The sequence below is a fragment of the Xanthomonas hortorum pv. pelargonii genome (assembly GCF_024499015.1).
Classification (GTDB): Bacteria; Pseudomonadota; Gammaproteobacteria; order Xanthomonadales; family Xanthomonadaceae; genus Xanthomonas; species Xanthomonas hortorum_B.
On sequence record NZ_CP098604.1, the window covers coordinates 584,795 to 599,475 of the forward strand.

Genomic DNA, 14,681 nt, shown 5'->3' on the forward strand with positions numbered 1-14,681 from the left:
GGCGTTGGCGCCATACCGGTCGCCAACGCCTTCGTTGAAGAAATCTTCTAGCGCAGGGAACGCGTAGTTGGCTGCGCGCAGGCCCTACAGGCACACGGTGCCAACGCACTTGCCGGAGTGAAGCGGATGGACGAAACCGCGCCTGGTGCGAATGTTGTGGTGCGCTGATCGGCACCTGATCGGCGCCGATTGAACCTACTGCACACCCAATCCAGAAATCGCGCTGATCGCGGCCGGGTCGAACCCCGCCAGCTGTGCGAAGTGCCGGCCGCGCGCGACGTAATCGCGATACGCGCCGAAGCTGGGCGCCCCTGGCGACAGCAACACCACCCCGCCCTGCTCGCCCAGCGCATCGCGCGCCAGCTGCATGGCGTGCTCCAGATCGTTGGCAGCATGCAAACCGAAGCGACCGGCTTCCGCCAACGGAGCCAGCAGCGCATGGATACGCGGCCCGTTGGCCCCCATGGTGACGATGTCCAGCGGGGCGTGCTGCGCCATCTGTTCGGCAAAATCCTGCCAATCCAACCCGCGATCGTGTCCGCCGACCAACAAGGCCACGCGACGCTGCGCAAAGCACGCCAGCGCCGCCAACGAGGCATGCGGCGTAGTGCTGATCGAGTCGTTGACATAGCTGATGCCGCCCACGCTGCCAAGCAACTGCAAGCGATTCGGCAATGGGCGAAACGTCAGTGCGGCCGGTGCCAGTGCTGCAGCGTCCAGACCCAGCGCTTCTATGGCAGCCAACACGGCACACAGATTGCGCCGATTGTGTTCGCCCGGCAGCGGTACGTCGGCGGTATCGAAGATGGCCTGTTCGCCGCGATAGACCGCATCGCCACGCAGATGCCAGCCATCGGGATGGTTGAACCAGCGCAAGTCGCTGTCGGGCAGTTGTAAATCGACAAGATGCGGGTCGGCGGCGTTGAGCAAGACAATGCGCGGGCGGCCTTCGGTCACCAGCGACAGCTTGTCGCGCACATAGCGCGCCTCGTCGCCATGCCAGTCCAGATGCTCGGGAAACAGGTTCAACACCAGCGCAAGTTCCGGACGCGCGCCGCTGCGCCCGACTTCGCCGGTCTGATAACTGGACAACTCGATCGCCCAATACGTCGGCGGCGGTTGTGGTGCCAACACTTCCAGCAGCGGCTGACCGATGTTGCCGACCAAGGCGGTGCGATGCCCGGCCGCGCGCAGCAGATGCGCCAGCAACGCAGTGGTGGTGCTCTTGCCTTTGGTGCCGGTGACGCAGATGGCGCCGGGCACATAGCCGTCAGGCTGCGCATGCTCTGCAAACCACAACGCGGTGCCGCCGATGAACTGCGTGCCGTGCTCGGCTGCCGCAGTTTGCGCTTGCGCGCCATACGGGCTGATACCGGGCGATTTCACCACGATGTCGAACCGGCCCAGCGCCTGCGCGCTGGCATCGGTTTCTACATGCAACGCAGGGTCGGCCAGCGCATCGAGCTCGCGCGCTTCTTCAGCGTTGCAGAACACCGTCAGCGATTGTGTGGGGAGCACGGCGCGCAGCGCGCGATACGCCGCGCGTCCTTCGCGCCCCCAGCCCCATAACGCAACCGCCCTGCCCTCAAGCTGCGAAATTCGCACGCACGCGCTCCCACAGCGCCGACGGAATACGGTGCTCGCCATCGATGGCCATCAACGGCTCCAGCTGTAGCTCCTGCTGGTCCAGTTGCGGCTGGATCTCACGGCTGAAGCGCATCACCAACGCGTCTTCCTTCCACTCGGCACGGCTGGCCAGCACCGCCATCGCCGCGCGCGATTCGCGGCCTTCGCCGACGCATTCGAACGGCTTGTGATCCTGGAATTCCAGCAGCGCATCGTAGCCGCCGGCCTGCGCGGGATCGTCAAGCAGGTTACGCCCGAAGATATTGACCAGGCGCGTCTTCGGCATGAACGGGGCCAACGCCAGAAACACGAAATGGCACTTGGGGCACACCCCGCACCAGCGATGCACCGGGCGCTCGCCCATGATGTGGAAGTTGCGGTTGCAGCTGGAAAAATGCGCGTCGTAGTGGTCGGTCTTGGCGAACTGACGCGCCACTGCCAACTCCGACAACGGCCGCAGCAACGAGTAATAACGCAGATCCGCCGCAACATGCCGCTGCACGTAATCGCCGAACGCCTGCTCGAACGCCCAGCCCTTGGACCATTGGTGATTGACCTCGCCGGTGCCGGGAATCTGGCTGCCATAGCTGGCAGAACGTTCGTTGGAAAACACTACCTGATCCACGCCATTGAGCAACGCAGCCAGCACAAGAATCGCCGAGTTCACCGCAGTGACCGGAATATGCCCGTTCCACGCGCCCTGGCGATTGAGTTCGAACAGCTCCGATGCAAGCACGCGGCCGATATTGAGCACGGGCAAACCGGTGCGCTCGGCGCAGGCGCGGATCAGCTGCGAGCCGCCGATCCAGCTCACGGTCTGCTCGACACCGGCATGCCGCAGCGCTTCGATACTGACCAGCGAATCCTTGCCGCCACCGATGGCGACCAGGGCATGCTCGCGCAGGCCGATCGCAGGCGCATCGCCAGCAGTTTGTGTACCGACCGGAAAGTTGATCTTGCCGTGCAGGTTCAAGCCATTGCGATAGGCGAACTCGCCCAATCCATGCAGGTAGACGCTCTCCACCAGCTCAGCGGTGTCGGCATCGATCGCATACTCATCGATCTGGATGGTCGGCGGCACGGCAGCCTTGAAGTAACTCACGCCCGCGATGAGATGCAGGATGCGCAGCGCCTGCTGCACGGCAATGGCGTGCGCACCGTCCAGCGCGAACGGTGCGCCCGGCACCGCGACGGTCTCGACCAGCTCCGGCCCTTGATCGAAGGCATACACCAGCGTCGCCACGCCGGTCTGCGCATCCAGTGCGCAACGCACGAAACGAAAAGTGGAAATCTGGTGTTTGTCGAAAGTGCTCATGGACTACCTGCAGGAACACGTACGCGACGCAGATAACGTCGGCACAGGACATATTCAATCATGGAAAACGGCACCGCAGCCCACAGCAGCGGCAGGCAACCGAATAGCACCGCCAGCAACAGCACATCCAGACGTCCGGCCGTTGCACCGCCAGACACCGCGAAGGCAATTGCAAGATACAGCGCCACCGCCGGCACATAGCTCAGCGCACTCAACAGCACCGTGCGCACCGCCATCCCGCCACTGCGACGCGTGGGAACCGGCGCATCGCCTCGACGTTGCCAACGCAAAGCCAACCACGCACCGATACCGGCGGCGACCAGCGCGGGCAGCGCCCATTTGAACGTATCGGACCACAGCATGCCAAAGCTCAGTTGTTGAAGCGCGGTGGCGAACATCATCGCAACACCACCGGCCAGCGTGCTGAGCGCGATGAACTCAGCCTGCGGGCGCATCGATCACCTCTTCGCGCGGCAATTCGCGCTGGTTGTAGGTGCTGGCCATCGAATACCCGTAGGCACCGCTATCGGCCACCAGCATCACATCGCCCGGTGCGGTCGCCGCAGGCAAACGGCGGCGCTTGCCGAACACATCGGAGGATTCGCAGATCGGCCCGACGATATCGAAGGCGCCATCGGCAGGCGCGTCCAGCTGGCTGAGGTTTTCGATGTCGTGCCAGGCGTCGTACAGCGCCGGGCGAATCAGCGTGTTCATGCCCGCATCCAGACCCACGCGCTGCACGCCGTCCTTTTCGATCACCTGGGTCACCTGCGCCAGCAACACGCCGGCTTCGGCCACCAGATAACGTCCCGGCTCGATCGCCAGCCGATAGCCCGGATGCACGGCCTTGACCTCGGCCAATCCCTTGGCCCAGACCTCGAGATCGAACGGCTCGTCTTCGGCGCTATACGGAATCGGCAGGCCGCCGCCGATGTCGATGGTCTCCACCGTGCCGATGCGGCGCGCAAAGCCCGCCAGTTCGTCGTACATCATCCGCCAGTGCTCGCCGGTTTCCACACCGCTGCCCAGGTGCGCATGCACACCGGTGATGGTGACCTCGAGCGTGCGTGCCACTTCCACAAACTCATCCACGCGTGTGGACGACAACCCGAACTTGGACGCCTTGCCGCCGGTGTTGACCTTCTCGTGATGCCCGTCGCCATGCCCCAGGTCGATACGCAACCACACGTTGCGGCCGCGGAACACTTCCGGCCAGCGCTGCAATGCTTCGACGTTGTCCACGGTGACGGTCACGCCCAGCGCAAAGCCGGCTTCGTACTCGGCCTTGGGCGCAAAGCTCGGGGTAAACAACACGCGCCGCGGCGACAGCTCGGGCAAGGTGTCGAACACGCGGCGCAGCTCGCCGTGCGAGACGCATTCCAGCCCGAAACCGGCCTGTTCCAGCGCCATCAAGATCGCCGGATGCGCATTGGCCTTGATCGCGTAATAGCGCTGGTCCACTGCAGAAATCTGCGCCAGTGCATGCGCCCGTGCACGCACGGTGGGCAGGTGATACACATAACGCGGCGTACCGGCCTTGGACAGCGACAACAGATGCGCGCGCTCGGCATGCCACCACGGCGTTGGCCGCGGCCGCACCGAGCCGATGATCTCGCGCCAGCGCGGGCCGAACACCTCGCCTTCGCTCACCGGCATCGCGCCGCTATCGATCAACTCCGCATGCAGGATCGGCAGCAGGCCATCGGCATCGGCTTCGTCGATGACGAAGGTCAGGTTCAAGTCGTTGGACGACTGCGAAATCATGTGCACGCGTTCCTGCCCGAACGTGGCCCACACGTCCGACAGCTTGTGCAGCAGCGAGCGCATGCCGCGCCCGACCAGGGTGATCGCAGCACACGGCACAATGATCTTGACCTTGCAGATCTGCGACAGATCGGCCGACAGCGCCGCCAGCACATCGGTGTTGACCAAGTTCTCGGACGGGTCCAGCGACACCGTGACATTGGTCTCGGCCGAACCGATCAGATCCACCGACAAACCATGCTTCTTGAACAGCGTAAACACATCGGCCAGGAAGCCGACCTGCTGCCACATCCCGATGCCTTCCATCGACACCAGCACGATGCCATTGCGGCGGCTGATCGCCTTGACGCCCAACACCGGCTCGGCATTGCCGTCGATGCTGGTGCCCGGTAGATCGGGGCGCTCGGTGTCCAGGATCGCCATCGGCACGCCGGAATCGCGGCACGGCTTGATCGAACGCGGATGCAGCACCTTGGCGCCGGTGGTGGCGATTTCCTGCGCCTCGTAATAGTCCAGGCGGGTCAGCAGCCGCGCATCCGGCACTTCCTTGGGATTGGCGCTGAACATGCCGGGCACATCGGTCCAGATTTCCACCCGGCTGGCGCCGAGCAGCGCACCGAAATACGCCGCCGACGTGTCCGAACCACCGCGCCCCAGAATCGCGGTGCCGCCATCGGCATGCCGCGAAATGAAGCCTTGCGTGATCAGCAGGCGCGTGGGCTGCGCATCGAAACGCGCGCGCCACTGCGCATCGGACTGCCACTGGCAGGACACCGACAAACGCTTGGACCATTCGCTCTGATTGGGCTGCGGCGGCAATGCCGACAGCCACTGGCGCGCATCCAGCCAGCCCATGTCCAGGCCATTGGCGTGCAGATACGCCGCGCCGATGGTGGAGGACAGCAACTCGCCCTGCCCCAGCACCTCGGCCTGCCAGTCCAGCGTGCGCGTTGCCGCGCGCGCATCTTCCAGCAAGGCATGCAGCGCGGCGAGTCGCTCGCCCAGCACCGCATCGGCGTCCAGTTCCAGCTCGGCCAGGAATTCGCGATGACGCTGCTCCAGCGCGGCCACGCGCTGTGCGCTGTCGGCGGCGCCATCGGCAATCGCGGTGAGTTCGTTGGTCACGCCCGACAGCGCAGACACCACCACCAGCACGCGGCCGCCGGTCTCGTTCGCCCGTTTGCTCGCCAGTGTTCCAATCGTGTCCCAGCGATGACGACGCGACACCGAGGTGCCGCCGAACTTGAGGACGATCCAACGATCGGTAGTGTGGGGAGCTGACATTGAGATAGGCGTTTAGAATGGGGGAAAGATGCCCGGTACGCCGGGCGGAACCTCCGATTCTACTGCCAATATCGCCCGCATGACCCCGGGTGCGATCACAGCATGCCGAGTGCCGCGTCCACTGCCGTAACGGTTTGCGCTGCAACCATCGCCACGCATTCCACCGATCGGGATTCACCACCATGAGCAAGTACCGCTACCTGCAACTGGATGTCTTCGGCGGCCAACACGGCAACGGCAATCCGTTGGGCGTGGTCCTCAACGCGCAGACGTTGTCGTCAGAGCAGATGCAGCAGATTGCCGCGTGGCTGAACCTGTCGGAGACGATCTTTTTCCTGCCGGTCAGCGCGCCCGATGCGGACTACCACATCCGCATCTTCACGCCACGCGCCGAGCTGCCATTCGCCGGCCACCCCAGCGTGGGTGCGGCGTGGGCCGCGGCCACGCACGGGCTGGTTTCGTTCAAGCCGGATGGCCTTATACGCCAGCAATGCGCTGCGGGCGTGTTGCCGGTGCAGGTGATCGACCGGCATGGCGCGCTGCTGGTGCGGCTGCGTGCACCGCGTGCGCGGGCGATCGAGACCGGCGATGCGCATGCCGTCGCGCTGCACGAAGCGTGCACTGGCCTGCGCCTGGCCGATCGGCCGGCTGCGCTCTGGAACAACGGCCCGAACTGGTGGCTGCTGGAATTGGCCGACGCGCAAGCGGTACGGCAGGCGCTACCCGATCTGGCCGCCATCACCCGCCTCACCCAGACCAGCGCAGCCACCGGGCTGGCCATTTACGCGCCGGATTCCCATGGCGACGCCGACTTGGTGGTGCGCGCATTCTGCCCGGGCGACGGCATTCCGGAAGATCCGGTCACCGGCAGCGCCAACGCCTGCATTGCCGCGCGCCTGCACGGCGAAGGCCGCCTGCCGGGCACCGGGTCGCGCTATGTCGCCAGCCAGGGCCGCGAGGTCGGCCGCGATGGGCGCGTCCACATCGACGTCGATGACGAAGGCGAAGTGTGGATTGGCGGAACGACGCGACAAGTGATCGACGGTCGTATCGATTGGTAAGCTGCCGCGCCCTGTCCGCAGATCAGCCACCATGACCACCCGCCGTTTTCTGCAACTGGATGTGTTCTCCGCCCGCCCCGGCAGCGGCAATCCGCTGGCCGTGGTGCTGGATGCCGAAGGCCTGGACGATGCGGCGATGCAGGCCATCGCACGCTGGACCAAGCTGCCGGAAACCACCTTCGTGTTTGCGGCACCGGATGCGCACAGCAGTTATCGGCTGCGGATGTTTTCGCCGCAAAAAGAGGTGCCGTTTGCCGGCCACCCCAGCGTCGGCACCGCGCATGCGGTGCTGGAGGCCGGCCTGGCCGCGCCGCACGATGGCGTGCTGATCCAGGACGGCATCGCCGGCCAGTTGCCGCTGCGCGTGGAGCAAATCGATGGCCACCGCAGCATCGCCATCCGCACCCCGCGTGCGCGCGTGAACGAGCAGGTGCAGGCCGACGACCCGCGCCTGAGCGATGCCTTGCACGGTTGGCCGCTCGGCAGCCTGCCGCCTGCACTGATGGACGGCGGCCGCACCTGGTGGGTGGTGGAGCTGGCCAACGAGGCCGCGCTGCGCGGCTTGCAGCCAAATTGGGAGGCGATTGCCGCACTGGCCGAATCCACCGGCAGCATGGGCGTGTTCGCTTACGCGCGCGCCGCCGCGCCGGGCGCCTACGACCTCGCCGTCCGCGCCTTCGTCGGCAACGGCCGCCGCTTCGAAGATGCCGCTTCCGGTGCGGCCAATGCGGTGCTCGCCGCGTGGCTGGACAGCCGCCAGGCACTGCCGGGCAAGGCGCGCCGCTATGTGGTCAGCCAGGGCCGCGAAATCGGCTTCGACGCCTTGCTGGAATTGCGCATCGATGCCGATGGCGATGTGTGGTCCGGCGGTCAGGTGCAGACGGTGATTCGCGGGACGCTGGATTGGGCTTGATTGTTTGATCGAGCCATCGCAAACGGCACTGCATGTGCACTATGTGTTGCGCAATAAAAAACGCTGCGAACGATCGCAGCGTTTTTGTTTTCGACAACCCAGCGTCCGTCAATCGACAAGCACCACGCCTTCTCGCACCGATCAGTCAGGACGCACGTCCCGATCAGTCAGGACGCACGTCCACGCGCACACGGATGCGATCGCCAGGGTTGTAATCGCTACGCGTGTGATAGGTACGGCCGGCGTATTCGTATGTCACATCGTAACCTTCCACACGATCGCTCTCGCGACGGTAGGACACCGGCTCGCACACGCTGACATTGCCTTGATAATTGCGATTGTTGGCCTCGTAGATCGAGCGGCCTGCCGCAACACCGGCCATGGTGCCGACCGCAGTACCGACCAAGCGGCCATTGCCGCCGCCAACCTGGCTGCCGAGCACCGCACCAGCGATACCGCCGATCACGCTGGCCACACCGCGATTGGACACGCCCGATTGGCCATAACCGCCACCATCGCGATAGTAGCCATCGTTGCTGGTGTAGTAGCCGTTGGACGGACGGTTGTAGCAGCGTTCGCTGCTGCGTTCGTTATACGAATCGGTCACGATGATCGGATCGACACGCACCACGCGTGCGTATTCGTAACGACCGTCCTCATACCCACTACGACCGCCATCGCGGTAGCCGCTGTCATAGCGCTGCGCCGTTGCGTTGCCCGCAACCGCCAGACCCATCACCAGAGCACCAAGCACAAGAGTTTTCATCGCGGCACTTCTACAGGGAGGACACGCTGCCGATGCTCGGCCTGCGCCAGTGAAACCGCCCTGAACCAGACCGGCCTTGCAAAGCCCTATTCAGGTTGCCGCCAGCTGCGTGCGCCGGCATGCAACACCGGCGCAGCGCAGCCTTGTGTGCATCAGCTGGAAAATTCGGTTTCCAGGCTGATCGGCACTGCGCTCAGCGCCTTGGACACCGGGCAATTCTTCTTGGCGACATCGGCCAGTTCGCGGAACTTGGCTTCATCGATCCCCGGCACCACGGCCTTGAGCTTGAGCCGGATCTGCGACAGCTGCGGGCCGCCTTCCATCGACAGATCCACGTCGGCGCGCGTATCCAGCGAGGTCGGCGGAAAACCGGCTTCGGTCAGCTGTGCGGACAACGCCATGGTGAAGCAGCCGGCATGTGCGGCCGCGATGAGTTCTTCCGGATTGGTGCCCTTCTCGTCGCCGAAGCGGCTGCTGAAGGCATAACGCGTGTTTTCCAGCAAACCACTTTGCGGCGTGCTGAGCTGGCCCTTGCCGGTCTTGAGGTCGCCTTCCCAGTGAGCGGTGGCGTGACGTGAAATACCCATTGCGATCTCCTGCGATGAAAGGAGCTGCCACGATAGGCCAGTGGGTGTTACGGCTTGGTGCCGGGAATCGGGAATCGGGAATCGGGAATCGGGAATCGTAAGAGCAGGCCGCGTGCGCGTTCTGAATAGCGAGGATTTTGCATGCGTCTGCGCGCTCGCCCGGCGGCGACCGCGACCGCATTGTGGGTGCGCGGTCGGGTCGCGTCGCTGCGCTCGCTCAACCGAGCAGGGTTTCCAGCACGGCCATGCGCACGGCGACGCCGTTGGCGACCTGGCGCAGCACGCACGATTGCGCGCCGTCGGCAACCTCGTCGGTGATTTCCACACCACGATTGATCGGGCCCGGATGCAGTACGGCGGCGTCGCGACCGGCACGCGCCAGGCGCGCGCGGGTGAGCCCGTAATCGGTGTGGTATTGCTCCAGCGACGGCACCAGGCCTTCTTCCATGCGCTCGCGTTGCAGGCGCAGCATCATCAGCGCATCGACGCCTTCGAGCATCGCGTCGAAATCTTCGCCCACCACGCAGCCGTCCAGCATGTCGTCGTCAGGCAGCAGGCTAGCCGGACCACACACGCGGATCTCGCCGACGCCCAGGGTACGCAACGCGTGCAAGTCCGAGCGCGCTACACGCGAGTGCTTCACGTCGCCGACAATTACCACCTTGAGCTTGGAAAAATCGGTGCCCTTGGCCTGACGCAGGGTAAGCATGTCGAGCAGGCCCTGGGTGGGATGCGCGCTGCGCCCGTCGCCGGCATTGATCAAGGCGGTGCCCTCGCCTGCAGCCTCGGCCAGCGCTTCCACCGCACCGTCGTCGGGATGGCGCACCACGAAGCCACGCACGCCCATCGCCTCGAGATTCTTCAAGGTGTCGCGCGCGGTCTCGCCCTTGCGGGTGGACGAGGTGGAGGCATCGAAATTGAGCACGTCTGCGCCCAACCGCTGCGCGGCGAGGTGAAACGAGCTGCGCGTGCGCGTTGAGGGTTCAAAAAACAATGTGCACACCGCAGTCCCGGCCAGCACGCTACGCTTGCCGACGCGCCCTACCGCGGCGTCGCGGATCTGACCGGCACGATCGAGCAGTTGCAGCAGCGTGGTGCGCGGCAGTCCTTCCAGGGTGAGCAGGTGGCGCAGGCGTCCGTCCGAATCGAGTTGCATGGTGGTCATCGCAGGTCGGGAAATATCAGGGAAGAAGAGTGGCTTGGTCGGGCGCGGCCAACCAGCGTTCGACAATGACCGCGGCCGCCATCGCGTCCAGCGCTTCGGCATCGCGGCGGCGCTTGCGTCCATCGGCACGCTCGCGTGCGAAACGCTGCGCGGCCTCGACCGAACTGGAGCGCTCGTCGATCAACACCACCGGCAGCGCATAGCGCTCGCGCAGTTGGCGAGCAAACGCATGCGCACGCTTGCGCGCGGGTTGGTCTTTATCGTCAAGGGTGAGCGGGTCACCGATCACCAGACCATCGGGCCGCCATTCCTTGTGCACACGATCCAGCGCGGCCCAGTCGGGACCGGTGGCATGCACGTTGATGACGGCGACCGCGCGTGCGCCGGCACCGAGCGCGGTGCCGACGGCCACGCCAATCCGGCGCGACCCTACGTCGAAGCCCAGCACCGTGCCATCCGGGCGGATCGCGCCCGCCTCAGGCATGCCCGGAATAATCCGTCAGCCGGAACAGATCCACGCCGATGCGCCCGGCAGCGGTCTGCCAGCGATCTTCCAGCGCGGTAGCGAACAGCACATTGGCATCCGACGGCGCGGTGAGCCAGCTGTTCTCGCCCAGTTCGAACTCGAGTTGTCCCGCGCCCCAGCCGGCACAGCCCAGCGCCACCAGCGCATTGCGCGGGCCGTCGCCGGCCGCCATGGCTTCGAGAATATCGCGCGAAGTGGTCAGGAACACGCCCTGCCCCACTTCCAGGCAGGAATCCCATTCGCGTGCATCGTCGTGAATGACGAAGCCGCGCTCCGGATGCACCGGCCCACCGCTGAGCACGATCTGCTCGCGCAGGTGCTCGTCGACGGTGTCGATGCCCATTTGCGACAGGACTTCGCCCAGCGTGTATTCGGAGGGCCGATTGACCAGCACGCCCATCGCGCCGTTCTCGTCGTGCTGACAGATCAGCGCGACGCTGCGCGAAAAGGTGGGGTCGGACAGCGCCGGAAGCGCAATCAGCAGTTGGTTGGCCAGAGGCGTGGGCAAAACGGACATAGCCGCATTCTAGCCGTTCGCTCCGCCGCGCGCAGAGCCGCTGCCATACTTGGCGCTTGCCTGGCGCTGTGGGCGGCCGATGCTGACGATGGACCGAACTGCGAACGCGGTGCCGGTGCCGTTTCTGACCTGCGCGTTCAGGTTGTCGCTGGCGATGCAACCCGGGCTCGTGCGACGCAGTGTGCGCTGCTAGCTTGTCCATCCAGACTTGGCGCTGGACGGCGCTGTATTCGCCCAGTTTGATCCATCTCTCCATCGCGCCGGCCCACCACCACGGCGCACATCACAGGCACCCCCATGAGCGGCTATTGCAGCATCGCCCCAGGCCATCCGGTCCACGGCCACTACCACGCGTACGAATATGGCTTCCCGCAGCGCGACGAACGCGAGCTGTTCGAGCGGCTGGTGCTGGAAATCAATCAGGCCGGATTGAGCTGGGAAACCATCCTGCGCAAGCGCAGCAATTTCCAGCGCGCCTACGACGGTTTCGATGTAGACACGGTTGCCGCGTACGGCGAGACCGAGATCTCCCGGCTGATGGGCGATGCCGGCATCATCCGTAACCGGCTCAAGGTGCTGGCGGCGATCCATAACGCGCAGGTCATCCAGACGCTGCGCGCCTCGCACGGCAGCTTCGCGCACTGGCTGGATGCACAGCATCCGCTCGCCAAGCCAGACTGGATCAAGCTGTTCAAGAAGACCTTTCGCTTCACCGGCGGCGAAATCACCGGCGAATTCCTGATGAGCCTGGGCTATCTACCTGGCGCGCATCATGAAGATTGCCCGGTGTTTGCGCATATCCAGGCACTGTCGCCGCCGTGGATGCTGAGCGAAAAAGCGTAGCGGCGACAAGATCGAGCGCATGCCGGCCGCTAGAAGCACTGTGCACACGTTGCAGTGCGATGCGTTACATACCGCCCCAGCGACGCGCGCAACTGCCCACTGCAGCGTCGGCGGCAGCTCGCCAACGACGTTCCGGATCACACGCCCATATAGCGGTGCGGGCGATGGTTGAACATCAGCACCAGACTCAGCATCAACGCGCCCAGCGCCGAATACAGCACCTTGTCCGGGGTGAGGATGGTGAAGGCGACCAGCATCAGCATCGCATCGAAACTCATCTGCACCTTGCCCGCGCTCCAGCCGCGCTCGCGCTGCAGGTACACCGCCAGGATGCCGATGCCGCCCAAACTGCCGCGATGGCGGATGAAAAACAGGATGCCCAGGCCCGCCAGCGCACCGCCGACGATGGCCGAAAACAGCGTGCTGATATGCGCGTACTCGGCCCAGCGCGGCATCAGGTCGGTGAGCGCACCGCAGGCGCCGACTGCGGCGAAGGTCTTCAAGGTGAATTCCCAGCCCATGCGGCGCACGCTCAGCCAATAGAACGGCAGATTGACCAGCACGAACACCAGACCGAAATTCCAGTGCAACGCGTAATGCAGCAGGAATGCGACACCGGCCATGCCACCGATCATCAGACCGCCCTTGGCGAAGATCGCCAGGCCCAACGAGGCCACCAGCGTCGCCAGCACCATGCCTTGCGCGTCCTCGGCCACCGAGTGGTGATAGGCATGATCGTCGGCCGCGGTGCCGGCCGAATCCGGCGGCGGCGTCAACGGGCCGGAGGTGACCACAGCGCCGTCATCGGGCAGCGGTTCTTGCTCCGGACGCAGATCGGAATCGGGAAGGCTCACAGGTTCGGGCACTGCAATGGGGTGCGATATTAGACACTATCGGCCCGCCTGGTTACATCTGAAACGTCACCGCATGCGCGCACTGCTGCGCTGCATGTACATCGACCAACAGTGCGGTCTTTACCCTGTCTTTGCAGCAGACGCCTGTGCGCAGACATGACGCGCCAAGTCCCGGAACCCTTGTGCAGGTGAATTTCTTCAGCGTGCTACGCCACACCATGCACCAGAATGCACCAATGAGCGGCGGTCCTGCGCGACTCACCGAACCTCGGCAATCTCCACACCATCCATCCCCTGCGCCAGGGTCTTGGCGTCGCCGCCCTGCGAGAGTTTGATGCGCAGACGCACTTCGTTCTGCGAATCGGCATAGCGCAGCGCGTCTTCGTAGCTGATTTCGCCGGCCTGATACAGCTCGAACAGGCTCTGATCGAAGGTGCGCATGCCCAGGTTGGTGGACTCCTTCATGATCTCCTTGAGCTTGTGGATCTCGCCGTCGCGGATGTAATCCTGCACCAGCGGGGTGCCCAGCATGATCTCCATCGCCACGCGGCGGCTGCGCCCATCCGGAGTCGGAATCAATTGCTGCGCGACCACGCCCTTGAGATTGAGCGACAGATCCATCAGCAGCTGATTGCGGCGATCTTCCGGGAAGAAGTTGATGATGCGGTCCATCGCCTGGTTGGCGTTGTTGGCGTGCAGGGTGCACAGCACCAGATGGCCGGTTTCGGCGAATGCCACCGCGTGGTCCATGCCTTCGCGGGTACGCACCTCGCCGATCATGATCACGTCCGGCGCCTGGCGCAGGGTGTTTTTCAGCGCATTTTCCCAGCTGTCGGTATCGATGCCGACTTCGCGCTGGGTGATGATGCAGCCTTCGTGCTTGTGCACAAATTCGATCGGATCTTCGATAGTGATGATGTGCCCGGTCGAATTCTGGTTGCGGTAACCGATCATCGCCGCCAGCGAGGTCGACTTACCGGTACCGGTGGCGCCCACAAAGATGATGATGCCGCGCTTGGTCATCGCCAGCGTCTTGATCACCGGCGGCAGGCTCAACTCTTCCACGGTGGGGATGCGCGTTTCGATCCGGCGCAGCACCATGCCGACCTGGTTGCGCTGATAGAAGCAGCTCACACGAAAACGTCCGACCCCTGACACGCCGATGGCGAAGTTGCACTCGTGCGTCTTTTCGAATTCTTCGCGCTGCGATGGCGTCATCACGTTCAACACCAGATCGCGACTTTGTTGCGCCGTCAGCGGTGTCTGGGTGATCGGGCTGATCTTGCCATTGACCTTGATCGCCGGCGGCATGCCCGAGGTGATGAACAGATCCGACGCCTTCTGGTGCGCCATCAGCTTGAGGAACGAGGTGAAGTCGATAGTGCTCATGGCGTGCTCCTTCGGAGCCGGGAATGGGGAATCGAGAATCGGGAATTGGAAAAGCCGGGAGCCGGGACCGG

Annotated in this window: 14 protein-coding genes; 3 read left to right on the plus strand and 11 right to left on the minus strand. The window is 64.5% G+C overall.

The window, feature by feature from the left end:
- Window positions 1–195 precede the first annotated feature (195 nt).
- Genes murD through NDY25_RS02580 form a run of 4 tightly spaced genes read right to left on the minus strand, consistent with a single transcriptional unit; the run spans window position 196 to window position 5,989 of the window.
- The gene (murD, locus tag NDY25_RS02565; protein WP_168958898.1) at window positions 196–1,605 is read right to left on the minus strand and encodes a UDP-N-acetylmuramoyl-L-alanine--D-glutamate ligase; all 1,410 of its coding nucleotides are present in this window, start codon (window positions 1,603–1,605) and stop codon (window positions 196–198) included.
- Window positions 1,586–2,941 (minus strand): UDP-N-acetyl-alpha-D-muramoyl-L-alanyl-L-glutamate epimerase, encoded by a 1,356-nt coding sequence (murL, locus tag NDY25_RS02570; protein ID WP_168958899.1) that lies wholly within the window; start codon window positions 2,939–2,941, stop codon window positions 1,586–1,588. The genes murD and murL overlap by 20 nt, the downstream gene beginning before the upstream one ends.
- A complete protein-coding gene (locus NDY25_RS02575) occupies window positions 2,938–3,396 on the minus strand; it encodes a hypothetical protein (protein WP_104551994.1) in 459 nt (152 codons plus the stop codon). Before NDY25_RS02575 ends, murL begins: the two co-directional genes overlap by 4 nt.
- The gene (locus NDY25_RS02580; protein ID WP_168958900.1) at window positions 3,380–5,989 is read right to left on the minus strand and encodes a bifunctional aspartate kinase/diaminopimelate decarboxylase; all 2,610 of its coding nucleotides are present in this window, start codon (window positions 5,987–5,989) and stop codon (window positions 3,380–3,382) included. Before NDY25_RS02580 ends, NDY25_RS02575 begins: the two co-directional genes overlap by 17 nt.
- 182 nt (window positions 5,990–6,171) lie before the next feature.
- Between NDY25_RS02580 and NDY25_RS02585 the strand changes: the two genes are divergently transcribed.
- Window positions 6,172–7,050, plus strand: a complete 879-nt coding sequence (locus NDY25_RS02585) for a PhzF family phenazine biosynthesis protein (protein WP_168958901.1) — start codon at window positions 6,172–6,174, stop codon at window positions 7,048–7,050.
- Between the two features lie 31 nt (window positions 7,051–7,081).
- Window positions 7,082–7,963, plus strand: a complete 882-nt coding sequence (locus NDY25_RS02590; protein ID WP_168958902.1) for a PhzF family phenazine biosynthesis protein — start codon at window positions 7,082–7,084, stop codon at window positions 7,961–7,963.
- Window positions 7,964–8,126: 163 nt separating this feature from the next.
- Here NDY25_RS02590 and NDY25_RS02595 read toward each other — a convergent pair whose 3' ends face one another.
- The 5 genes from NDY25_RS02595 to NDY25_RS02615 all read right to left on the minus strand — a co-directional run bounded on the left by NDY25_RS02595 (window position 8,127) and on the right by NDY25_RS02615 (window position 11,524).
- Window positions 8,127–8,729, minus strand: coding sequence for a glycine zipper 2TM domain-containing protein (locus NDY25_RS02595; RefSeq protein WP_074057700.1), 603 nt, complete (start codon window positions 8,727–8,729; stop codon window positions 8,127–8,129).
- Between the two features lie 152 nt (window positions 8,730–8,881).
- Window positions 8,882–9,316, minus strand: a complete 435-nt coding sequence (locus NDY25_RS02600; protein ID WP_006448877.1) for an OsmC family protein — start codon at window positions 9,314–9,316, stop codon at window positions 8,882–8,884.
- A 217-nt stretch (window positions 9,317–9,533) separates the two neighbouring features.
- Complete coding sequence (locus tag NDY25_RS02605) at window positions 9,534–10,481, minus strand: aspartate carbamoyltransferase catalytic subunit (RefSeq protein WP_168958903.1); 948 nt, start codon at window positions 10,479–10,481, stop codon at window positions 9,534–9,536.
- Between the two features lie 16 nt (window positions 10,482–10,497).
- The gene (gene ruvX, locus NDY25_RS02610; protein WP_006448879.1) at window positions 10,498–10,965 is read right to left on the minus strand and encodes a Holliday junction resolvase RuvX; all 468 of its coding nucleotides are present in this window, start codon (window positions 10,963–10,965) and stop codon (window positions 10,498–10,500) included.
- Window positions 10,958–11,524: a YqgE/AlgH family protein gene (locus NDY25_RS02615; protein ID WP_006448880.1), complete on the minus strand. Its 567-nt coding sequence runs from the start codon at window positions 11,522–11,524 to the stop codon at window positions 10,958–10,960. Before NDY25_RS02615 ends, ruvX begins: the two co-directional genes overlap by 8 nt.
- A gap of 297 nt (window positions 11,525–11,821) precedes the next feature.
- Between NDY25_RS02615 and NDY25_RS02620 the strand changes: the two genes are divergently transcribed.
- Window positions 11,822–12,367 carry a DNA-3-methyladenine glycosylase I gene (locus tag NDY25_RS02620; RefSeq protein WP_168958904.1) on the plus strand — a complete coding sequence of 182 codons (546 nt, stop codon included), beginning with the start codon at window positions 11,822–11,824 and terminating at the stop codon, window positions 12,365–12,367.
- 137 nt (window positions 12,368–12,504) lie between these two features.
- Here NDY25_RS02620 and NDY25_RS02625 read toward each other — a convergent pair whose 3' ends face one another.
- Window positions 12,505–13,179, minus strand: coding sequence for a YitT family protein (locus tag NDY25_RS02625; RefSeq protein WP_168958926.1), 675 nt, complete (start codon window positions 13,177–13,179; stop codon window positions 12,505–12,507).
- A 300-nt stretch (window positions 13,180–13,479) separates the two neighbouring features.
- Window positions 13,480–14,610, minus strand: a complete 1,131-nt coding sequence (locus NDY25_RS02630; protein ID WP_006448884.1) for a PilT/PilU family type 4a pilus ATPase — start codon at window positions 14,608–14,610, stop codon at window positions 13,480–13,482.
- Window positions 14,611–14,681 lie beyond the last annotated feature (71 nt).

What these genes read in the sequence shown, in the direction of transcription:
- NDY25_RS02620 (WP_168958904.1), top strand. Translation starts at nt 11,822, where the DNA reads ATGAGCGGCTATTGCAGCATCGCCCCAGGCCATCCGGTCCACGGCCAC.
- NDY25_RS02615 (WP_006448880.1), bottom strand. Translation starts at nt 11,524, where the DNA reads ATGTCCGTTTTGCCCACGCCTCTGGCCAACCAACTGCTGATTGCGCTT.
- NDY25_RS02595 (WP_074057700.1), bottom strand. Translation starts at nt 8,729, where the DNA reads ATGAAAACTCTTGTGCTTGGTGCTCTGGTGATGGGTCTGGCGGTTGCG.
- NDY25_RS02590 (WP_168958902.1), top strand. Translation starts at nt 7,082, where the DNA reads ATGACCACCCGCCGTTTTCTGCAACTGGATGTGTTCTCCGCCCGCCCC.
- NDY25_RS02605 (WP_168958903.1), bottom strand. Translation starts at nt 10,481, where the DNA reads ATGACCACCATGCAACTCGATTCGGACGGACGCCTGCGCCACCTGCTC.
- NDY25_RS02630 (WP_006448884.1), bottom strand. Translation starts at nt 14,610, where the DNA reads ATGAGCACTATCGACTTCACCTCGTTCCTCAAGCTGATGGCGCACCAG.
- NDY25_RS02600 (WP_006448877.1), bottom strand. Translation starts at nt 9,316, where the DNA reads ATGGGTATTTCACGTCACGCCACCGCTCACTGGGAAGGCGACCTCAAG.
- NDY25_RS02580 (WP_168958900.1), bottom strand. Translation starts at nt 5,989, where the DNA reads ATGTCAGCTCCCCACACTACCGATCGTTGGATCGTCCTCAAGTTCGGC.
- ruvX (WP_006448879.1), bottom strand. Translation starts at nt 10,965, where the DNA reads ATGCCTGAGGCGGGCGCGATCCGCCCGGATGGCACGGTGCTGGGCTTC.
- NDY25_RS02585 (WP_168958901.1), top strand. Translation starts at nt 6,172, where the DNA reads ATGAGCAAGTACCGCTACCTGCAACTGGATGTCTTCGGCGGCCAACAC.
- murL (WP_168958899.1), bottom strand. Translation starts at nt 2,941, where the DNA reads ATGAGCACTTTCGACAAACACCAGATTTCCACTTTTCGTTTCGTGCGT.
- NDY25_RS02575 (WP_104551994.1), bottom strand. Translation starts at nt 3,396, where the DNA reads ATGCGCCCGCAGGCTGAGTTCATCGCGCTCAGCACGCTGGCCGGTGGT.